Below are 20,262 nucleotides of genomic sequence, written 5' to 3' on the forward strand. Positions count from 1 at the left end.
CCCGGACGAAACGCTCCGACGGTTCCTCAAAGAATCTCGGATCGGATGAGCGGGCGTATAGGCGCGCCGTCCGCCGGTTCATCCGGTGGAGTTGTGGCGGGCATCGTGGAACAATTACGGGGAGCAGGCCGAGCGCCAGCGCCACCGAGTTCCTCGCTGAACGCGGAATCGAGACTGAAAACTGATCGAGCGCAGTTCGCGCCCGTCGAACACCTGCGAGGCTCCGAATGTCCCCCGATGCGTTCCGTTCGATCGCGTTGAGCATGCCTGAAAGCGAGGAGCGTTCGCACGGCGGACATCCCGACTTTCGCGTTGGCGGGAAGGTGTTCGCCAGCCTGTGGAACGATGATGCACACGGCATGGTGAAACTCACCCCCGAACAGCAGGATGAGTACATCGACGCTCACCCGGCGATGTTCGAGCCGGTGAACGGCACGTGGGGACTGCGCGGCTGCACCAAGGTCATCCTCGCCGGCGCGAAGGCGAACGTACTCCGCCGCGCCATGCGCGATGCATGGCGCAACACGGCGCCGAAGCGGCTCGTGGAAGCGCATGAGACCGATTAGCGCGGTTGGGAGCCCGCACGGCCTTCGGCTAGCGCCTTCGGGATTTCTTCTTCGAGCGGCTCGCGGTCGGCGGTGCGGCAGCAGCATTCATCGCCACCGCCGTGCGAATGAGCGCCTTGAAGGCCCGCTGATCAACGCGCTCGCCCTGCCGGATGTCGATGGCCCGCCGGGTGTTGCCCTCCAGGCTTGCATTAAACAGACCCGCAGGATCCTCGAGAGCGGCGCCCCCGGCAAACGTCAGTTTGACCTTGTCCTTGTAGATCTCCCCGGTGCAGATGATGCCATCATGCGACCAGACCGGCACGCCCGACGGATTCGTCGGCTTGCGCCACTTCACTTCCTCGACGACTTGCGGATCGGCCTGGCGAATGAGGTCGCGCACGGTCGCCAGCGTCTGGCCGCGCCAGTCGCTCGATGCGATCAACTCCTCGATCCGCGCGTCGATCTCCGCGGCTGCGTTCATCGCGCCCTCCGTGCATTGAACATCACGCGCGGCTTACATGTCGTCAGGAATCTCTGCCTCGACGAGCTTTGCCAGCAGTTCCAGCGACTCCTGCCAGCCGAGGTAGCAGGCCTCCGGCGGAATCATCGCGGGGATGTTCTCCTGAACGATCGTCACCTCCGTGCCGACCGACACTGGCGTGAGCGAATAGGTCGTGCGCATTTCGCCCGGCAGGCCGGGATCGTCGAAGACATCGGTCGCGACGATGCGCTCGCCAGGCTTCAACTCGACATACTTTCCACCAAAGGCGTGACTCTTACCCGTAGAGAAGTTGGTGAACGACATCCTGTACGTGCCGCCAACGGTCGCGTCGAGCTGGTGGACGGTGCAGGTGAAACCATGTGGCGGAAGCCATTTGCAGTTCGCCGCGGGATCGAGAATCGCCTTGTAGATGCGCATCGGCGGCGCCTTGAGCACCCGATGCAGGCGGATGGTGCCCGGCGCGGCAGCGTGTTCGGTTGAATCGGCTTTCTCTGTGGTCATCGCTTTACCTCCAGTGGGATTCTCTTGGAGTCTTCAAGCCAGTCTATGCCATCGACGCGTTGCTCGTCGTCAGGCCGGCCCCCGGCCAGCCCGCTGTCCGCTTCGGCCGATTTGGATCAGCATGCGGCAGCGGGTGTGTCCGCAACCACGCGGCAATTACCGAGTTCCACCGGGGCTAGAAGCACGCTTCGCCCGGCAGCGCCGCCGCTTGGCGAATCCAGTCCGCCAGTTGCGACTCATCAAGGGGCTCGCCGCTCTGCCGCCCGCTCTCATGAATGTGAACGTAGCGCACTTCCTTGTGCTTCGACTCGCCGGGCGGGATCGGGCGCAGCGATGCGCCGCGGAAGAACACAACCTTGACGTAGTTCGTGAAGCAGTGGAAACTGAGAAACCAACCCTGCTGCGGATCGCCGGCGCCGTAGAATGGCGAGTTCCACCGCACCGCCTTGCGCACATCCGGCACGGTCTTGACAATCAGCGCATCGAGGCGCCGGCCGACCTGTTGCTTCCAGCCCGGCATCGCCTCAAGGTACGCCCGCACAGGCCCGTCGCCATCGCCCTTGGGAATCTGCGGGTTACCGCCCGAGAGCAACCGGGGCGCCTTCGCGGCCGCGCCTGACTTCGCCTTCGATGTTGACTCGCGGACCATGCGCGGGATTCTACCGCCGACCTGGGAAGCGGGAATCGGCGGGCCCCGGCTCGCCCACTGCTCGCGCGACATGAACTTCGCGTTCGATCAATGGTTATAATCGACAGAGTCGCAGGCCAACCTCAGAGAGGCCGGACGGATGAAGGCAACACACTCTCCGCTCAAGTGGCTCGCCGGCCTCGCGGTTGTTGCAGTTTGCGCAAGCATCGTCTGGGCGATCTTCGCGATCACCGGCGCGGTGCAAACGGGCGTCGAAACCGCCACCAAAGCGCTGGGCCAGCCAGGCGCGCCTGAACCCGGGCCGCAGGAGTCTGCCGCGATCACGCTGACTGCCGAAGGCGTGCCCCTCACAATCAAGCAGCGCGCCAGCGCCTGGCTGCCCGGCGGCAAGTTCCGTCTGCACCTCGATGACATCACCAGTAATCAGGTGCTCGTCAGCATCACCGACGGCGGCGAGCGCGTCGTCATGGGCCCGGTCTCGGTCAAGGCCGGTCAAACGATCACGCTGGAGAACGTACAGCCGGCGATGCTGCTCGAAGTGCTCCGGCTGGAGAACCTGCTGACGGGTGAAGACTTCGGCGAGTTCATCATCAAACCGGCCGACGAGCGACAGTGACTCGCCGCCGGACTTCTCCCAGCGCTCTCCGCGCCCCGGCGTTGAGTACTTCTTGCGAACAGCCAGCCGTCCGCCGCGCGGCTATGGAAGTTCAACGCAGAACACCTTCTTCTCCGGATCGACCGGCGACTCGACGTAGCGAACAGGCAGGCGCTGTTCCTCTGTCCAGCCGACGGTGTCGCCTTCCGGAACCGCCTCACCGCGCGTCACGACGTAGGAGAGAAGGTCGTACATGAAAGGCAGCGCCTCGCCCGCCGGAGTCTCGCCGGAGATGAGCAGCAGATTCGGCAATCCGAATTGCTCCATCCCGGTGCTGAGCAGACTGAGCCGACCGTCTTCCTGTCGCGCCACGCTTACTCCGGACCAGATCAGCATGCGCATGTCGTGATCGGCGGCGACCGATGTAAAGAACTCAGAATCATGCGTCGCTCCGGCGCTGCCCCAGTAGACTCCCACCGCCGGGGACGCCTTCGTTACGGCGGCGAGAACCGAAGTAAACCGCGCGACGCGCTCGGCGGGGCTCGTCCTCCCAGAAGCGTAGAGCATGACGACGAGATGCGCGTTGTATGGCGGTGGCTCCCAGCCTTTGCCGATCGCCGAAAGACTGAACATCGCATACTGTTCCGCTTCGCCGCCGGGTATGGCCATCGGCATCACCACGACCATGCCTTCCTCGCCGGTGCCGAGTTTCAGCGACAGGCCGCGATCCTCCGGGTCATCCGCCGACGCGTCCCCCTCCACCTGGATCGTCTCATCGGGCGCTGCAAATTCGCGAAACGCCTGCGCCACCGCCTCTCCTTCGGGCAGCTGCGCCTTGGAGAGCAGGATGAACGCGAGATGGATGGGCGAATCGTCTGCCTCTGCAGGCGCTGCTTCAGCCTCGGCCGGCTGGTTTGCGCGCAACGCGTTGTACCGGCCGGCAAACTCCGTCGCCGCCTTCTGCCAAGCGGTGTTCTCGATGACATCCGAGGTGCCGGGCAAGACCCAGTCGCGATCCCGATCATACTCGACGTCGGCCGGCACGCCGGGAAGCACAATCATGTCTTCAGCCACGGCGAGGTAGCCGGCCGCGTCGTGCTCGACCTGACGCTCGACACTGGCGCCCTTGAGCAGTCGCACGGCTCCGTCGTAGTCGCCCGCAGACACGAGCCGCTCGACATCCGCGCGAAAGCTCTCGGGCGAGTGAGCCACCGGCTCAGCAATCTCGGGCGCGGCCTGCCGCGCCGGCTCGACAGAAGTCGGCGCCGGCTCGCCGCGACCGCAACTGACCATACCGACCAGCACGAAGATCAGGGCAGAGCACGCGACGGACTGGGCCGCGATCAAACGCAGGCGTGCACACGCAGGGGTCAGGCAAATCCACGGCATCTGGCGACCTCCGGATTCTCACATCTATTCATAGGCCGCACGTTCCGCCGCGACAGCGCGTGGAGCGCGCTTCAAGCGAATCGAAGCGACCGATCGGTTACCGGTCCACCTGCCCCACGACGATGTCGATCGAGCCGATGATCTCCGTCGAGGCGAATCGGCTCAGGCGGCCTCGCCATCCACACATATCACATTCCGCGAAACTCACCCTGTTCGCGTCGCGCGCTGGTGGTATTCACTCTCGTCACCCCGCACCTTACGCGCTTTGGGCGATTCCAGCGGCGCGGCGCCACTGCTTGAGTTGCCGCAAGTGGTCCGGCGGGTGCGCCACCAGCAGCATGATGGCGATATGCCCGATGGTCGGCGCGTGCGGTTGAAACCTCTGCGGCGCGCGTCTCGGAAAGTAGTCCTGATGCTTCTCGGCGACGACCGCGGCAAGTCGCGCATTGCGCTCTCTGAACTGGTCAAGCAGTTCGCGCTTCGTCGCATAGGCAGCGAGGTCGGGCACGGGCGTGGTGCCATACCCGAACCGCTCCATCTCGGCCTCGGCCGTCGGCACACTCGGGTCATCAAGCATCGACAGCAACATTCCTGCGTACGCGTTGAGATGCGACAGCGTCCACGCCGGGTGGTTCACAATGGCGCCCGGCTGCTCGGTCATGCGGGATTCCGGCACGTCTTCGACGGCTTCGATGAGCAAGCCACTGATCATCGCGTGGATGTCCAGGATCGCACCGATCGTGTCGTAGGAGTCGTGGAGGTTCATGCGAGGAATGCTACACGATGGACGCGTCGGGCTCGTCATCGCCGGGCGGCACGGTCGCCACGCCCAGAGCACGCGCCAAGAGCGGGAGCTCAGGCTCTCAAAAAAACGCAAGCCGTGCAAGTCCTTGACCTGCGCGGCTTGAGGCGTGAATCGGGGTGACAGTACGCCAATAGAACTTTTCGTGCAGGGAATCCGCTCCTGGGGGACGGAAACGCGGGTTCTGCTGGCCGTGAAACCGTGAAATGCGGTCACAGGCGGTTGGTTCCACCCGTCGAGCAGATCCCGATAAGGACACGCAACAGAAGCCTGAAGGGGATTACCACGCGATCGGCGTCGCAGCCATCGGCGCCCCCGTCTCGTGTGTCGCTGGAGTGAACCAGAGGGAGCAGGGCAAACCTGCCGTGTACCTTTCGGCGGCGAACTGCGAGAGTTTTACGGACGCGGTGCGGGCAGGCGACGTGTCGGACGGGTTCGCAGGCGGGGCCGTGTGAGTCACCCGTTGGGCGCACCGGCCTCTGGGGGTTGACATGGTAGTTGCCCGCCATACCATTTGGCCCCAAACCGATCGAGGAACGCGCTCGCGTGAGTCACCTTCCCCCGTACATCCCCGACTATCAGCGCCTGCGGGAACTCGCCGAGCGCGTTCCGGGTCTGGACCCTGACGATGTCACCGCTGCGGCGCTGCTCCGGGCCGTGGCGGCAGAGCTGTCAGCACAGCTCCAACTGAGCCTGGATCGGTTCGGGATCAGCGAAGGGCGGCTGCGGGTGCTGGGCTACCTCCTTTACCTCGGCGGTCCCGCCACGCACTCTCAGCTCGCGGAGGCCGCCATGGTGACCAAGGGGACCGTCACGGGGCTCGTGGACGGACTGGAGCGTGACAGGCTGGTGCGTCGCTTCGCGAGCAAGGAGGACCGCCGCGTGTCGCTCATCGACCTGACGCCGGCCGGGCGGCGCTTGCTCGATGAAATCCTTCCTGCGCACCTGAGCCGGCTCTCGGAGTTGATGCGGGGCGTCTGCCCGGCCGAGCGGAGGACACTGCGTGGACTGCTTGAGAAGGTCCGCTCCGGCCTCGACGGGCCGCGGGGCGCCGCCGGCACGGCATCGCGGGAGAGCACATGAGCCGCAAGTCTGCTTCACGAACTCTTCTGGTGACGACGGTGCCGCTCACCGCGCTTCTGGCCGGTTGCCTTTCCGTGCCGCCGCCCCCCGATGACCTCGCAGCGCGCCACGTCGGCACGCCCGGCCAGTTCTCGGAGCTCTCCGCGAATGCGACGCCGATGGAGGTCGGGGCGGGGTGGCTGTCGGAGCTCGGGGACACGACGCTCGAAGCCCTCGTTCGCGAGGCGTGGGACCGGAATCCGGACCTGTACGTGACGGCGTCCAGATTCGAGGAGGCGGCGGCCCGGCTGCGGATCGCGGCCTCGTTCCTCTACCCACAGGCCGCCGGCGTCGGCGAGGCGCGGCACACGGACTTTGACGGCTCAACGGACGAGGACCAGTACTTCGCCGCCCTCCAGGTTTCCTGGGAGGCGGACCTCTGGGGCCGGCTCAGGGCGGACAGGTCGGCGGCGGCTCGGGTGGCCGAGTCCGCGGGGCTCGACTTCATCCAGGCGCGGCATTCCCTCGCGGCCGCGGTTGCGCAGGCCTATTTCGCCGTGATCGTCGCCCAGCAGCAGCTCGCGATCGACAATCAGCTCCTGGAGGCCGAGCGGTTCACGGCCGTCACGACCCGGCAGCGCGTCGAAGCCGGGCTGCTCACCAGCCTCGACCTGAACCTGGCCGAGTCCAGCGTGCGCCTCGCGGAGGCCGCCGTTCAGGACGACCTGTCCGCCCTGCGAGAGGCCCGTCGGGCGCTGGAGCTCCTGCTGGGCCGCTACCCCTCGGCCGAGCTCGATGCCGCCCCCGAAGCCCTGCCGCGATTCTCCTCCGCTCCGGTCGCCGTGAGCGTGCCCGCCGAGCTGCTCGAACGCCGACCGGACGTGCGGAGCGTCGAGCGGCTGGTGGATGCGGCGTACTTCGACGTCCGCTCGGCGCGGGCCGCCCGGCTCCCGCGGCTGATCCTCACGGCCGATGCCAGGACGCTGATCGATCCGTCGGACTTCATCACCTCGGTCGCGGCGGAAATCCTCGCGCCGCTCTTTCAAGGCGGGCGGCTCCAGGCCCAGGAAGCGGCGGCCAACGCGCGCCAGCGTCAGGCGCTCGGCCAATTCGCCTCCGTCGCGCTCCGCGCATTCAGCGAAGTCGAGTCGGCCCTCTCTAACGCGCGCTTCCTCGGCGAGCGAGAGAGGAGCCTCGCGGATGCGAGCGCGCGGCTCCAGGAAGCGAGCGAGGCGGCGATCAACCGCTACGAGCAGGGTCTCATGAGCATTCTCGACCTCCAGCAGATCCGCCGGCGGGACTACGACACCCGGTCGCTCCTCCTTGGGGTGCGGTTCGAGCGGTTGCGCCAGCGCCTGAACTTGTATCTGGCCCTGGGCGGCCCTCCCCTCGTGGACGGCAAGGCGCCGCCGCCTGTTCCCCTGAATGGCCAGTTCGCCGACCCCAACGATGCGCCCGTGAGCGGCGAGCTCCACGTGGGCATGCCCCGCGAGCCGAAGCCCGATCCAGTCCGGAGAAGCGACAATGGCGGATGAGACCCAACCCTCCGAAGATCTTCGACCCCCGGCCGAGGAGGCCGATGCGAAAGAGACGCTCTTGCTGCGGCACATCCTCTGGCGCGGACTCGTCATAGTCGTGCTGCTTGGCGTGCTCGCGTTCGCTGCTTTCTACCTGACACGCGGCGGACACGGGCCTGCGCCGCGCGGCGCACCACCACCGTCGGGCCCTCTGGCCGTGAACATCCTCACGGTCGAGCCCAAAGATGTGCCGATCACCGCGGAGTTCCTCGGTCAGACGGAAGCGTCGCAGACCGTGCCGATCCGCGCCCGGGTCAGCGGAGTCCTGATCGAGCGAGGATTCGAGGAGGGCCAGATCGTTACCGAGGGGCAGGTGCTGTTCCGGATCGACCGCGAACCGTTCGAGATTGCACTGAGGCGGGCCGAGGCTGGTCTCCAATCGGCACAGGCCGTGCTCACTCGCGCCGAGCGGCAGGTCCGTCGGTTTCAGGAGCTGGCTGCGCAGCAGGACGCTGCGGCCAATGAGCTCGAGCAAGCGCAAGAGTCGCTCGGGGTTGCAGAGGCCCAGGTTGCGACTCAGCGGGCTCTGATCGAGCAAGCGAAGCTTGACCTGGGTTACACGACGGTCGAGTCTCCGATCACGGGCGTCATCGGCATGCGCCAACAGGATGTCGGCAGCTTTGTCGGGCCGGCGCCGGAGGCCGAGCCGCTGCTTGCGACGGTTCGCAAGGTTGACCCGCTCTACGTGCGGTTCAGCGTGAGCGAGCGCGACCTCCTGCGCTGGCAGCGGATGACCGAACAGGGGATGGTGAACGACGTTGGCATCGAAGACCTCACGGTGACCGTGGTGCTGCCAGACGGGCGGGAGTTCCCGCATCCGGGCCGCATCGACTTCGTAGACGTGGCCGTGGACCCCTCGACAGGCACCGCGGTCATCAGGTCCACCGTGCCGAATCCGGACCGCACCCTGCTTCCCGGCCAGTTCGTGCAGGTGCGGATCGGCGGGGCGTCGCGGCTGGGCGCCATCGCCGTACCGCAGTCGGCGGTGCTGCAGACGCCCAACGGGGCGGCGGTGTACGTCGTGGACGGAGGCGTCGCCCAGCTGCGGCCCGTGACGCCGGGCGGTTGGTCAAACGGCCAATGGATCGTTGAATCGGGCCTCCGGAGTGGTGAGCGCGTGATTACCGATCACCTCGTACAGATTCGGCCGGGCATGCCCGTGGAAGCCGCCGCCCCGGCCGCGGCACCACAGCCCGAGTCACCGCATTAGGAGCCGCGATGTTCTCCCGATTCTTCATTCATCGCCCGATCTTCGCGACTGTGCTGTCGCTGCTCATCCTCATCGCGGGCGGCGTGGCGCTGGTGATACTCCCGATCGCGCGCTACCCGGAGATTACGCCGCCGACGATTCAGATCAGTGCGACGTACCCCGGCGCAGACGCGGCGACGGCGGCGACGGCCGTCGCGGCGCCGATTGAGCAGCAGCTCTCGGGCATCGAGAACCTGATCTACTTCAGCTCCACCAGCACCAACAACGGGTCCGTCACGATCACCGCCACCTTCGAGATCGGCACGGACCAGGACCTCGCCGCCGTCGAAGTCCAGAACCGGCTGAGCGTCGCGGAGCCGCAGCTGCCCGCGGAGGTCGTCCGCAACGGGATCACGGTGATCAAGAGCTCGACCAACATCCTCGCGGTCGCGACGCTCCAGGCGGAGGAAGGGTCCGGATACGACGACATCTACCTGAGCAACTACGCCACGATCAACCTGCTCGATTCAATCCGCCGCGCCGAGGGCGTCGGCGACGCCACGGTCTTCGGGAGCAAAGACTACTCGATGCGGATCTGGCTCGATCCCGACAAGCTCGCGGCCAAGAACCTGAGCGTCAGCGACGTGGTCGCGGCGCTCCGCGAGCAGAATGCCAACTTCCCCGTGGGCACGATCGCCCAGCGTCCCACGGGCCGAGCGGTCGAACTGACGGTCCCCGTCCTCACGCGCGGCCAGCTCAGCGAGGTCTCGGAGTACGAGAACATCATCATCCGGGCCGAGGAGGACGGCCGGATCGTCACGCTCGAGGACGTCTCCCGCGTCGAGCTCGGCAGCCGGAGCTACGAGCTCTTCGGCCGTGCCAACGGCCGCTCCACGACGTTGATGCTGGTCTACTTGCAGACGGGCGCCAACGCCCTGGAGACCATGGACAATGTCCGGCGGGTGCTGGAGGAGGCGTCGGTGAGCTTTCCCCAGGGCGTGCGCCACACGATCCCGTTCGACAGCACGACCTTCATCAGCGCCTCGGTCGAAGAGGTGGTCCACACGCTCTTGGAGGCCGTCCTGCTGGTCCTGCTCGTGGTCTTCCTGTTCCTGCAGAGCTGGCGGGCGACGCTGATCCCCCTGCTCGCGGTGCCCGTCGCGATCGTGGGCACGTTCGGCGGGATGCTCCTGCTGGGGTTCACGATCAACACGCTGACCCTCTTCGGCCTGGTGCTCGCCATCGGCATCGTGGTGGATGACGCGATCGTCGTCGTCGAGAACGTCGAGCGGATCATGGATGAGGAAGGGCTGAGCGCCCGCGAGGCCACGATCAAGGCGATGGACCAGATCAGCGGCGCGTTGATCGCCATCGTGCTGGTGCTCTCGGCGGTGTTCGTGCCCGTGGCCTTCCTGGGCGGCCTGACCGGGCAGCTCTACAAGCAGTTCGCGGTGACGATCGCGACCTCGGTCGCGATCAGCGGCATGGTGGCGCTGACGCTCTCCCCGGCGCTGTGCGCCTTGCTGCTCAAACCTCACCACGACCGAAAGAAGTTCGTGCTCTTCCGCTGGTTCAACTCCCTGTTTGCGGGCGCGACCTCCTGGTACGGACGCGGCGTCGCGCTGGCCGGCCGGCACCTCGTCGTGACGCTCGCGGTCTTCGGCATCCTCGTCTTCGCGCTCTGGCGGCTCCAGGAGCGCGTCCCCGGCGGCTTCCTGCCCGATGAGGATCAGGGCTACATCCTGGCCGCCGTCATCCTGCCCGACGGGGCGTCGCTCGACCGCACCGACGCGCTCACGCGCCAGGCCGAGCAGTTCCTCATCGACCATCCGGCCGTCGAGAACGTCACCATGCTGGGCGGCCTTGACGTGGTCTCGGGACGTGTCAACGCGACCAACGCGGCGACGATGTTCGTCACGCTCAAGCCCTTCGAGGACCGCCGCGACCCCGCCCTGAGCGCGCAGTCCGTCGCGCGGGACGTGCTCATGCGGTTCGGCCGCTCGGGCGAGGGGCTGGTGCTCGCGTTCAACCCTCCCGCCATCCAGGGCCTCGGCGTCACCGCCGGATTCGAGATGCAGCTCGAGCAGCGGCAGGGCGGCACGGTCGTCGAGCTGACCCAGGCCAGCGGGGCGCTCGTGGGGGCCATGAGCCAGGACCCCTCGTTGGTGGGCATCCGTAGCAACGTCCGCGTCACGGTCCCGCAGCTCTACGTGGAGCTCAGCCGCGCCAAGACCAAGATGATGGGCGTGTCGATCTCCGAGGTGTTCGAGACCCTCCAGGCGTACTTCGGTGCGTTGTACGTCAACGACTTCTCCAAGTTCGGGCGGGTATGGCGGGTGCTGGTCCAGGCCGAGCCCGGCTTCCGCGACGATCCCTCTGACCTCAACCGAGTGTTCGTGCGGAACGCCGAAGGCTCGATGGTGCCGCTCTCGGGGGTCGTTGACGCGAGCTTCCGCGCCGGCCCCAACATTATCACCCGCTTCAACGGCTTTCCGTCGGTGCAGATCAACGGCGCGCCGGTGCCGGGCGTCAGCGGAGACGAGGCGATCCAGCGTGTGGCCTCGCTCGCCGAACGCACCCTGCCCACCGGGTACGCTTTTGAGTGGAGCGGAGAGACCTACCAAGCGATTAAGGCCGGCAACCAGGCGCCCATCGTGCTCGCGTTCGGTCTGGTCGTCGTCTTCCTGGTGCTCGCCGCACAGTACGAGCGCTGGTCGCTTCCCATCGTCGTGCTCCTGAGTGTTCCCATCGCGGTGCTCGGGGCCTACGTGGCGGTTTCGCTGCGGGGCCTCTCGGAGGACATCTACTTCCAGATCGGACTTCTGACACTGGTGGGGCTGGCGGCCAAGAACGCGATCCTGATCGTCGAGTTCTGCGTGAGTGCGGTCCGCGAGGGCAAGCGACCCATGGACGCGGCGCTGGAGGCCGCGCGCCTGCGGTTCCGGCCCATCGTCATGACCTCGATGGCGTTTGTGCTCGGCGTTCTGCCCCTGGCCATCAGCAGCGGCGCGGGCGCGGCGGCACGCCACAGCATCGGCACTGGAGTGATCGGCGGCATGCTGGCCGCGACGTTCGTCGGCGTATTCTTCGTGCCGGCCTTCTTCGTGCTCGTGCAGCGCATGACGGCCGGTTTCCGACGGCGGCCGCGCGCGGCCCCTTCGCCCCGCCATCTCCAGCAACGGGCGTTGGCGGAAAGATCATCGGCGTAACGCGACTCCGCGGAGCAGTCACGAAGCCGCGCTGCGGGTGGCTCACAGGCAAGGCGTCCGCTGCGGAGACTGCCCGTTGAGGGTGGCGCGATGCCACCGATGTTGATCACGAGGTGCCAAGATGCGACGGCTGCGCCCCCTGAGCCTGTTTGTTTTCGGGGTTGGCTGCGAGTACCAGTCGGGCAGCCCCTCCGGCCAGCCGACGAGGAGTTCCTCGTCTACACCGGCAGTTCAAATAGGGCCCGGAACTGCCACGGTAAGAGGATGTCGCGAGCGGTTTGAACGCCCCATCTCTGATCGTGGCTGGAATGACTATCCAGAACGCAAAGCTCCCCCGGCGTAGGTTCAGATCATGGGCCCGCTATGCCCGCCACCGCAACACGCCTGAGAGCGAAAGAACGCTGATTCTGGCGTCCATCCGGGCCGTGTTCTGGCTGCACTTCGACCGGGCGGCCTGACAACGGGCGGTGCGAGTTTCACAAAGCGTCGCTGCCTCCGGACTCATTCACTGGTGGCGGGCGCTCGTCCTTGAGCCGCCAGATCATCTCTTGAATCGTGATGTCCCACCCTGGCGGGCGGAAATCCGCGCCGTGCGCGTGGTAGTGGAGGTCCCAGCGTTCGAGATAGTGGATGATCATATCGAGCTTGGCCCGCAAGCGAGCAGCTTCCGAATGGGGCTCAACCGCCATAAGGTCCTCCGTCCAAGAAAGGCTGCATGAGACGGCTGGGAAAGTCAAGCAAGACGCAAGGCCGACAGGTTACTGGCGCTCAGTCCGCGCCACGGGCGGGGCCGTCTATCGGCATTGCTGAGAGATCGTGGAAAGCGAAAAGCGCGATCTCGGATGCCTGCCGTCTAAGCCGTCGCCATCGCGGTCCTCGCGAGAGCAGGCCGGTAGGCCCTTGGGGCCGCGACGGTGGCGGCGTAGGCAGAGCAGCCGGATGCCCCTGCCTGCCGATAAGGTCGAAGCCGGAGCGCTCGGGGATACTGCCCATTCGGCGTCGGAATCCTAGCGGGTGGAAGCGACGCAACACTGACACCATCCTGTCCCCGCAGATCGCTGCCTTCGGCGAGTGGCTGTCGGTTTGGCGTCGTATCGTGACTTGCCGCTTTGGATATCATCGACCGCTCGGTCAAACGTCTTGCGCGTCTCCACGTACATACCGCCGCGTGGGCCATCGTAGTGGCAAGTCCAAGCAGCCATCGCCTGCCCTCGCCTGAGGGCGGCCTGCACCTGCGCGCCGGATGCGGCCTCGAGTCCCTTCGGGCCGAGCTGGCCAAGTTTGCTGATAATACCTGCTGTGCACCAGTCGCCGGCACCGGCGGCGTCGCGAAAGGCAGTAACGGAGAAGGCCGGCAAGGTCTTCCACGATCTCTTCCTACCCACGCGGCGACGTGAGTATCGTAAACCAGATGCGCCAAGCGTCTCGATGAGAAGCAGCGGCGTCGTGGCATCGAGGATGTCTTCGTTCCCGGCTGTGCGATCAGACGCGACTTTGACAACGTGGGCGACAGCGAGCGCCGCCTTTAGCAAGTGCGGTTCACTTTCGGCGGATGGTTCGAACACAACAAGCGCGCCGTCCTGGCGCGCGTTTTGGGCGAGCGTCACGGCGCCACGCGAAGTGCGGTCGAAATAAAAGACGTTTGCTTTAGGCAACCGCTGCGTAAGTTCCGGAACGGTTGCGGCTCGGACAGCCTTGTACCAAGGAAGCCAGTTGCCACAGACCGGACACCTGCGAGAAAACTTGTGCGACCGCTCGCCATTACCATTCTCATGGTTGTGCTGAACCACGACCGGCGTGCTGCCGCAACTGCTCAGGGATACGAAGTCGAGCTTGACATCCCAGGATTTGAGATCCTCGATGATCCGCTTGGATGCGGCATCGCTACGTAGGCGGGCGATCGGGTACGCATCCCAACCAAGCCAGGCCAATGCAGTAAGAACATTGCCGCAGGTTCCGCCGGCACAGAGAATCGGATCCGACCGTACGTTATCGGCTATCACGACATCTAGGGCGACCAAGCCAGTGCCAACGACGACCGGTTTGGCGGAGGAGACTGTTCTGCGGTGACGCATCATCGTTGTCCTATCTGTAACATTCCCCGGCGACCCAGATTCCGACGGGCACGTCCTCGATCTGCAAGTTGGCGGGCATGTCGTAACCTTGGCATTCGATGTGGGCAATGCCGACCTCAACATCGCTCGCTTTCAGTTCGTAAGCAACCAAAAGAACGCCCAGAGACATCAGTTTGCTGCACATCGCCGAGAGTGCCACCCGACAGCCGCCAATGAGACCCAATACCTGGTGGTAGTGAAGAACGGTTCGTCTGATCTGCCTGTAGACATCGAAGGGATTCGACTCCGAGGCGTACATGATGTTCCGAGGAGCTAAGCGGACCTCGTCGAAGAGTAGCTTCTGATATTCCATTACGATGTCGTCTCCCCGACGGGGATTCCTTGCGGGGGATGGGAGCACAGGGCAGACTTCCGTGGGCTTCACATGCACGTACATACGTTCGAAATGATGCGTGCGGCCCTCCCCCAATACCGGAACCCACACAGTCCGCTGGTCCCCTCTGGCCTCGCGGTTGAACGGGCCCTCGAACGGGTGAAGGAACTTGGCCTCCTCATCGATGCCGTGTTCGCGGATAAGGGTATCAACGCGGGGATCTTCCGAGACGATGACGTGGATGTTAGGTGCGGCCTTTCCGAGCCTCTGCCGATCGTCATGAAAGTAGATCAGACGGCTGATAATGGGAAAGTAGACGACGCGAGGCATGGCGCTTACGTCGACGACGATGTCCGTGTAAGAGGCGACGACGTTCTCGTCTGAGAACAGGTTGGCCGCGCTGCGGTCCGCGATTGAGTCGCGCTTCTCGTTTCGGAACTGCACCGCCTTCGACTCAACGGTCCCGCGGTTGCCAATAATCTGGCCGAAGGCTTCCCAATTCGCCGTCGCCGCCGCGCGCTGTTCGGGCGAATCAGCCGCAAGCTCGTCCTCGAATTGCAAGGCCACGACGTTGATCGAGCAGTGCTTCGCTGCGGCCGCCAAGCGGGCCAATCCTCTCGGCGCACGCGGATCGAAGCCCCGTCCAACGATGAACAAGACACGGCGATCCTGTTCGCGAGTGTGAGCGTCCCAGAACTCATCGAATGTCGCGCCGCGCGTAATGACGTAGTCACGCCAGCGGGGGTCGGTCAGAGCGAGTGCGGGGGTCGTCATAGAAGTTCGCCCTCCGACGCGTCCGAATAGGGGCGGTCAAGCCACTGCATCAGCGTTTTGAGCGGGCGCTCCTTATACAAGCCATAGCCAAGTGGCAGGTCGAAGTGGACACAGAGGAGCCGGTTGAGGTTGAGCAGCATCCACTTTTCGTGCTTGCAATTGTAATCGAGTTGGGCGACAAGCAGGTTGTGCGAAAGGGCCGACGCGATCGTCTCGCCGAGGCGCACCATCGCATGGTTGGCTTGCCCCTTCTTCGCGAGCACCTCATACAGTTGCTCGCGCTCGCTCATGCGGATCGCAGTGCCGGTCACACCTGGGTCGTTCGGCGCAGTCGGGCGATAGGTGTAGGCTCGGGCAAAGTTGCCGACGGATTCAAGGAATTGTCGCAACGCGCGGCCATGACGTACTCTCTTAGGGATGTCTTCCCAAAGCTGCCGAGCAAGATCCTTCATGATCGCGTGTTGGCGTTCGGGGGGAAGTGCGAGCGAACGTCGCATAACTTCTGCCGCAGCCGACTCTTCGAAGACCTCGCCGCCTAGGCCCAGGAACTGCTGAATATTGAGCGACGCGAGCCGAGCGATGCGGCCAGACCCGTAGTAATAGGGAAGGTCGAACTCGCGCGCGAGGAACAGCTCGGCGGCACTCGAAAGAGAGGAATCGTCCCTTCGGTCGAGTTCCTCCTCACCGAGTGGCTGCTCGTCAAAGAGCCCTTTCTGTTTCCTGTTGAGCTCGCGCGCGATCAGTATTTCGAGTTTGCGCCACTCGATGGCGCGCTCCTGTGGTGTGCAGTCTGCGCCTTCACGCAAACGGATCCACTCGCGAAACCGTTCCTTGCCACCGAATGTGTCTTTCACCCGAGATGAGATGACCCCTGCGATGTCAGCGAAGCGTTGATCCCAGTGGGTGCCGGTGAGCATCTCCTGGACGCAGCTTTGGAATGAGGTGATTTCTGTGTCGGACGCTTCCGTGATGCGACGATCCGCTACGGCTATGGCGAGTTTCTCGAACTTGTCCCACTTGGCACGCCAAAAGTTCTCAATCTCTATGGTTGCGCCATAGTCACGTCCCTTCTCAGCACCGGAGGATAGCATCTCCTGAGCGGAGAGGGCCTCGAACCGTTCGGCTATCCAGACGCCTACGGGGCTACGTGCCTCGATGACAGTACTTACGAGCAGCTCACGTTGAAGGGCCGTAAGCTTATGGATATCATCCATCATGAGGAGCACACGCTGGGCAATAGGCCTGCCGTCCATCGTGAGATTCCCGGGACCCATCAGATTCAGGCTGTAGAGGGCGTCGTCGCCGGGCAGTGTCTCCGCCTTCAGCGGGCCTAGGCTGTCCAAGGTCCCGCACAATGTTGCTTCGCGCTGCTCGGCCCACTGGTAGAGTTGACGGCCTTTGCAAGGGAACGTAACCGGTTGGAGAGACGGTATACCGTTAGATGAGGAGACGATGAGCCGTTGGAGCCCTTCGGGGAACGGCAAGCCCTTGAGGCTAAGCGCACCGCGTAGTACTGCTAGCGTGATCCGAGCATTGAACAATCCGAAGAACAGGCGATTCCTTCGCGCCTGCTCGATATTCAGGTCCTGCAGCATCGAGTAACCGGGTCCGCAGGTCAGCAGCACTGCGAGAACTTGCGGTCCGGCGTCGTCGATCGCCTCAAACTCCTTCATTCGCTGAAAAAGCTCCTTGGTCTTCGCGTCGTTGCGGCCCCGGCGGCAAAGAGCAAGAAGCGACGGGGGCGTGAACATGCGGATGAGGCTCGTCTTTCCTCCGCCCGCGGCGCTACGGATGATGTGGACTGAGTCCCAGAGCGTCGCCTGGGGCATTACGTCCAGAATCCCCGGCTCAAAGAGCGTGAGGAACGCATCGTCCGTGTCGATGCTCTCCGAGCGGCGAAGCCGAAATGGGTTTCGTAGCCCTCTCATGACATCTCCCGGTGCCGCTGTACGCGGGGGAACAATCCCCGTAAGGGACAGTTCTCGTAATACCAGAGGATGGCCAGCGAGTTGTTCGGCGTGTTATGATGCAAGACGACGGGAAGGCCGCAGTCGGCAAAGCCGTATCTGGCGTCGGGTGTGTTGCCTTTCTTCATGTGGAGATCGAACACGACTTTGTCCACGTCATCGTCATAATATTTCTCGATCAGCTTCGTGAATGCGACGGAGTGATCGCCACGGCCGACTCTCATGCGGTTCGGTAGCAGTTGCACGGTCGCGACCTGAGTTCGGACAACACCAGGGACTTGAGCATTCAGCGCATCGCTTAGGTGCGCAATCGCCTGTTCGGTTGCCATGTAAATGAGGATGATGACTTCGACGCCGGCCGGATCGCACAGGCGATGGAGCGGGGTCTTGTCGTCTGCGAGCGCACGAAGAAACTTTGCGACCTTGCCGCTTGCTTCGCCTGACGACTTCTTGGAATAGTAGCTGCTGCCGCTCGCGGAAAAGTCGTCGAGCAACACGATCGAGCGGAACTTCGGCTCGGATTGCGTTGCGCCGAGGTCGGCGACGTGGGTTTTCAGCTTATCCAGTAGCTCGTTGACGCGCTCCTCGGCGAGTTCGTGGGTCTGCCAGATCTGCTCGTGGTTGAGGTCCGGGTTCGCGCGACGGAACGCGTCGATGCGGGCACCGTCGCTGAGGCCGAGGAACAGCGTCTGGCGTTGGAGTGTGCGGAATGGAACCGATAAGGCGATACGGCCGACGTAGTGCGCATTGACGCCCTGCTCAACGGCGGAGCGGGCAAGCAGGATCGGCCGAACGTGGTCCGGGTAAGCCGTCTCCACGAAGTGGTCCATTTCCTCCGCAGAGCAGAAGACGAGCGATGCTTTGAGGAAGGCGTAGGCAACGCTGCGGTCTTCCGGGGCAAACTGGTTGAGCCAGAGTGCGAGGCTCTCAAGGAAACGGAGACCCGGAGAGTACTGTTCGTACTCATCATACTTGAGCGACGCCATCGCCTGTAAGACCGGACGTTCCTCGGCGACATCACTCGGTTCCCAACCGAGTACCTTGGCAAGCAATTCCTCGGCGAGCGCATCCTTCACGGTGTCATCCCCTTCAGGTCGAAACGCAACCCTTGTTTCGTCATCTTTAGGTGGCCGAGGTACCATAGAGTGGCCTGAGAGCCACGAAAGCCCGCGGGAGCGAGGTTCCAGCATGTTTCGGGATCAGAGGACACTTCATGCACACTCAATCCGTATGGGCTTGCCAAGAGGTGTGCGTCGTTCCCCGGCCAGCGTCCCCGATCACCGATTCGGAGGACCGCATCCGTATCCGCGATGCGGGCGGTCTTCCGAATGTGTGCTACGACCTCCAGTTTGGATACAGACGCTGGAACGACGTCAACGGAATGACCTGAGCGCATGACGCGAACAGGGTGCGTTGCGACGCGGTTGGCAATTGCCTCCACGTGCTCGTGAAGTGCCTCAAGGCTCATGCCGCGAATCAAGTCCAAGGTGATTTGCTTAGGGCGGAGCGTCAACGTGCCTTGTGCCAGCAGGCGATCCGCCCCTAGCGCTCTTGCGACGGGCATGAGCTCTTCGCCGACATTCTCCGACCCGTCGGGAACGGCATTAGAGTTAAGACTGAGGATCTGACTCCCATTGTAATAGCCCACGACGACTTGCCGCCAGTACTTCCGGGGAAGTGCCTCGCGCAGTCGCGTACGGACAGACTTGCCGCGGCCGGTCGCGATGCCGATTGTGATACCGGCTGCAGTCAAATCAGAGAGAGCCTGCGCAATTGAGCTCGGGAGAGGGCCGAACCGGTGGTCCTCACTGCATAGAGTTCCGTCGTAGTCGAATACAATGGCACCAAAGCGAGCGGCGGATAGGTGAGCCAGAGTGGCACCTAAAGCACCGAGCCAAAAGGTCAGACGGTCGTCATCGGTCAGTTGCTCAATCGTTTCCGCGGCCTTTCGTTCAACTGCGCGAGCCCTCCAAGCAGTTACGCCATTGTTCCTGGAGCGCTCGCGAAATGCATTTGAATGGTAGAGCTTACGACCGAAGGATGGTACGCCGGGCCGCCCAGGATCGATTCCGCGGCATCGCCCAGCGGCACTCACCAAGTAGAGCCCGCGCGTCAGCGCAGCAAGATTCGCGAGCCAGCCGCGATGGGGAATACGGACTCGTTGCGCAGGCACTGACGCAGGCAGGAGCGCGAGGGTTTGAGAGGCGACCGTTTGTTCATCCTGGGATTCCAGAGACAGAACAGCGCTTTCTGCCGCCCGCTTTGCAAGCCAATGATGTCTTCCGTGAGCAAACTGACGGTAGTCGCAAACCTGAACGTTTCCGAGGGCGGCTTCGGCGAACTTTGATTCAATGTCCACGGCACCGGATGCGGTGGCCGGGCCGTGCAGTACGAGCAAGGTACCTCGATGCAGGAGATCGCGTAGCTCGGCATGGGCGGATGTGGAGCGAAGCGACGATTCGCGTTCGCCCAGCAATTCACGATAGTGCTTGGGAAGATCAGGTCGTCTGCCCGAAGCCGCTGAATACGCGCGAGCGAGCAACACGCAAAACGCGAGAAGCGAGTTCGTTGCGAGAAAACCATCCTTACCAGCGGGTAAGTCATACGTAATGCAATCCACCATTTTGTACTGAGCGGCCCTTGCAGCAACGCGAGACCTGGCATTTCCACAGAGAATCAGGATGCTGTGTGGTTCCTGCTCGGCAAGAAGGCGGACGGCCGCAAGAACATCAGGATTGTTACCGCCAGCGGTGGGCAAGATGACGCCGACGCCTGCGCAGAGGGATCGTTGTGCTACCGCCTGAAGGGGCGTCATTGGAAGGGCCGCCTTGCCGGCAAGAATGCCATGCAGGTGCGCCGCGAAATGCGAAACGCTGAATGACCCACCGGATCCCACGGCCAGTAACGGATGGGGTTGTAGGCGCTCAACAGCGCGCGCAAGATCGTCGACCGCTTGGGTGAGAGCCCAGGCGTAGGTAGTGGGCAAGGCGTCAATCTCAGTTTCAAAAGGCTTTCCCAATTTATCTCCGTGTCGCTAGCAGAAGGCGGTC

Annotated in this window: 17 protein-coding genes; 6 read left to right on the top strand and 11 right to left on the bottom strand. The window is 64.0% G+C overall.

Annotated features, from left to right (window positions below; translation table 11 throughout):
- The first annotated feature begins 263 nt into the window (after nucleotides 1-263).
- Complete coding sequence (locus IT430_09200) at nucleotides 264-566, top strand: MmcQ/YjbR family DNA-binding protein (protein ID MCC6908103.1); 303 nt, start codon at nucleotides 264-266, stop codon at nucleotides 564-566.
- 28 nt (nucleotides 567-594) lie between these two features.
- Here the strand turns inward: IT430_09200 and IT430_09205 are convergent, their stop codons facing one another.
- The 3 genes from IT430_09205 to IT430_09215 all read right to left on the bottom strand — a co-directional run bounded on the left by IT430_09205 (nucleotide 595) and on the right by IT430_09215 (nucleotide 2,200).
- Nucleotides 595-1,029, bottom strand: coding sequence for a DUF1801 domain-containing protein (locus IT430_09205; protein MCC6908104.1), 435 nt, complete (start codon nucleotides 1,027-1,029; stop codon nucleotides 595-597).
- Between the two features lie 33 nt (nucleotides 1,030-1,062).
- Entirely contained in the window at nucleotides 1,063-1,551 is a 489-nt protein-coding gene (locus tag IT430_09210) for an SRPBCC family protein (GenBank protein MCC6908105.1), read from the bottom strand.
- A gap of 175 nt (nucleotides 1,552-1,726) precedes the next feature.
- Nucleotides 1,727-2,200 carry a DUF1801 domain-containing protein gene (locus tag IT430_09215; protein ID MCC6908106.1) on the bottom strand — a complete coding sequence of 158 codons (474 nt, stop codon included), beginning with the start codon at nucleotides 2,198-2,200 and terminating at the stop codon, nucleotides 1,727-1,729.
- Nucleotides 2,201-2,339: 139 nt separating this feature from the next.
- Between IT430_09215 and IT430_09220 the strand changes: the two genes are divergently transcribed.
- Nucleotides 2,340-2,816: a hypothetical protein gene (locus IT430_09220; GenBank protein MCC6908107.1), complete on the top strand. Its 477-nt coding sequence runs from the start codon at nucleotides 2,340-2,342 to the stop codon at nucleotides 2,814-2,816.
- An 81-nt stretch (nucleotides 2,817-2,897) separates the two neighbouring features.
- Here the strand turns inward: IT430_09220 and IT430_09225 are convergent, their stop codons facing one another.
- Nucleotides 2,898-4,184 carry a DUF4261 domain-containing protein gene (locus IT430_09225; protein MCC6908108.1) on the bottom strand — a complete coding sequence of 429 codons (1,287 nt, stop codon included), beginning with the start codon at nucleotides 4,182-4,184 and terminating at the stop codon, nucleotides 2,898-2,900.
- A 256-nt stretch (nucleotides 4,185-4,440) separates the two neighbouring features.
- Nucleotides 4,441-4,950 (bottom strand): DinB family protein, encoded by a 510-nt coding sequence (locus IT430_09230; GenBank protein ID MCC6908109.1) that lies wholly within the window; start codon nucleotides 4,948-4,950, stop codon nucleotides 4,441-4,443.
- Nucleotides 4,951-5,532: 582 nt separating this feature from the next.
- Here IT430_09230 and IT430_09235 point away from each other — a divergent pair.
- The 4 genes from IT430_09235 to IT430_09250 are packed head-to-tail and all read left to right on the top strand — an operon-like array spanning nucleotide 5,533 to nucleotide 12,023.
- Complete coding sequence (locus IT430_09235) at nucleotides 5,533-6,069, top strand: MarR family transcriptional regulator (protein ID MCC6908110.1); 537 nt, start codon at nucleotides 5,533-5,535, stop codon at nucleotides 6,067-6,069.
- On the top strand, nucleotides 6,066-7,583 hold the full coding sequence (locus IT430_09240) for an efflux transporter outer membrane subunit (GenBank protein ID MCC6908111.1): 1,518 nt from the start codon (nucleotides 6,066-6,068) through the stop codon (nucleotides 7,581-7,583). Before IT430_09235 ends, IT430_09240 begins: the two co-directional genes overlap by 4 nt.
- Nucleotides 7,573-8,835, top strand: coding sequence for an efflux RND transporter periplasmic adaptor subunit (locus tag IT430_09245; GenBank protein MCC6908112.1), 1,263 nt, complete (start codon nucleotides 7,573-7,575; stop codon nucleotides 8,833-8,835). The genes IT430_09240 and IT430_09245 overlap by 11 nt, the downstream gene beginning before the upstream one ends.
- Nucleotides 8,836-8,885: 50 nt before the next feature.
- Nucleotides 8,886-12,023: a multidrug efflux RND transporter permease subunit gene (locus tag IT430_09250; protein ID MCC6908113.1), complete on the top strand. Its 3,138-nt coding sequence runs from the start codon at nucleotides 8,886-8,888 to the stop codon at nucleotides 12,021-12,023.
- Between the two features lie 476 nt (nucleotides 12,024-12,499).
- Here the strand turns inward: IT430_09250 and IT430_09255 are convergent, their stop codons facing one another.
- The 6 genes from IT430_09255 to IT430_09280 all read right to left on the bottom strand — a co-directional run bounded on the left by IT430_09255 (nucleotide 12,500) and on the right by IT430_09280 (nucleotide 20,231).
- Nucleotides 12,500-12,712: a hypothetical protein gene (locus IT430_09255; GenBank protein MCC6908114.1), complete on the bottom strand. Its 213-nt coding sequence runs from the start codon at nucleotides 12,710-12,712 to the stop codon at nucleotides 12,500-12,502.
- A 318-nt stretch (nucleotides 12,713-13,030) separates the two neighbouring features.
- Nucleotides 13,031-14,101, bottom strand: coding sequence for a hypothetical protein (locus IT430_09260; protein ID MCC6908115.1), 1,071 nt, complete (start codon nucleotides 14,099-14,101; stop codon nucleotides 13,031-13,033).
- A gap of 7 nt (nucleotides 14,102-14,108) precedes the next feature.
- Nucleotides 14,109-15,245 (bottom strand): hypothetical protein, encoded by a 1,137-nt coding sequence (locus tag IT430_09265; GenBank protein ID MCC6908116.1) that lies wholly within the window; start codon nucleotides 15,243-15,245, stop codon nucleotides 14,109-14,111.
- A complete protein-coding gene (locus tag IT430_09270) occupies nucleotides 15,242-17,173 on the bottom strand; it encodes a hypothetical protein (protein MCC6908117.1) in 1,932 nt (643 codons plus the stop codon). The genes IT430_09265 and IT430_09270 overlap by 4 nt, the downstream gene beginning before the upstream one ends.
- Nucleotides 17,170-18,288: a hypothetical protein gene (locus tag IT430_09275; protein ID MCC6908118.1), complete on the bottom strand. Its 1,119-nt coding sequence runs from the start codon at nucleotides 18,286-18,288 to the stop codon at nucleotides 17,170-17,172. Before IT430_09275 ends, IT430_09270 begins: the two co-directional genes overlap by 4 nt.
- Entirely contained in the window at nucleotides 18,285-20,231 is a 1,947-nt protein-coding gene (locus IT430_09280; protein MCC6908119.1) for an HAD hydrolase family protein, read from the bottom strand. Before IT430_09280 ends, IT430_09275 begins: the two co-directional genes overlap by 4 nt.
- Between the last annotated feature and the right edge of the window lie 31 nt (nucleotides 20,232-20,262).

The organism is Phycisphaerales bacterium (assembly GCA_020852515.1).
Lineage (GTDB): Bacteria > Planctomycetota > Phycisphaerae > Phycisphaerales > UBA5793 > UBA5793.

Bases quoted from the DNA above. Each gene is read 5' to 3' on its own strand.
- IT430_09200 (MCC6908103.1), top strand. From the start codon at position 264: ATGCCTGAAAGCGAGGAGCGTTCGCACGGCGGACATCCCGACTTTCGC.
- IT430_09205 (MCC6908104.1), bottom strand. From the start codon at position 1,029: ATGAACGCAGCCGCGGAGATCGACGCGCGGATCGAGGAGTTGATCGCA.
- IT430_09210 (MCC6908105.1), bottom strand. From the start codon at position 1,551: ATGACCACAGAGAAAGCCGATTCAACCGAACACGCTGCCGCGCCGGGC.
- IT430_09215 (MCC6908106.1), bottom strand. From the start codon at position 2,200: ATGGTCCGCGAGTCAACATCGAAGGCGAAGTCAGGCGCGGCCGCGAAG.
- IT430_09220 (MCC6908107.1), top strand. From the start codon at position 2,340: ATGAAGGCAACACACTCTCCGCTCAAGTGGCTCGCCGGCCTCGCGGTT.
- IT430_09225 (MCC6908108.1), bottom strand. From the start codon at position 4,184: ATGCCGTGGATTTGCCTGACCCCTGCGTGTGCACGCCTGCGTTTGATC.
- IT430_09230 (MCC6908109.1), bottom strand. From the start codon at position 4,950: ATGAACCTCCACGACTCCTACGACACGATCGGTGCGATCCTGGACATC.
- IT430_09240 (MCC6908111.1), top strand. From the start codon at position 6,066: ATGAGCCGCAAGTCTGCTTCACGAACTCTTCTGGTGACGACGGTGCCG.
- IT430_09245 (MCC6908112.1), top strand. From the start codon at position 7,573: ATGGCGGATGAGACCCAACCCTCCGAAGATCTTCGACCCCCGGCCGAG.
- IT430_09255 (MCC6908114.1), bottom strand. From the start codon at position 12,712: ATGGCGGTTGAGCCCCATTCGGAAGCTGCTCGCTTGCGGGCCAAGCTC.
- IT430_09260 (MCC6908115.1), bottom strand. From the start codon at position 14,101: ATGATGCGTCACCGCAGAACAGTCTCCTCCGCCAAACCGGTCGTCGTT.
- IT430_09265 (MCC6908116.1), bottom strand. From the start codon at position 15,245: ATGACGACCCCCGCACTCGCTCTGACCGACCCCCGCTGGCGTGACTAC.
- IT430_09270 (MCC6908117.1), bottom strand. From the start codon at position 17,173: ATGAGAGGGCTACGAAACCCATTTCGGCTTCGCCGCTCGGAGAGCATC.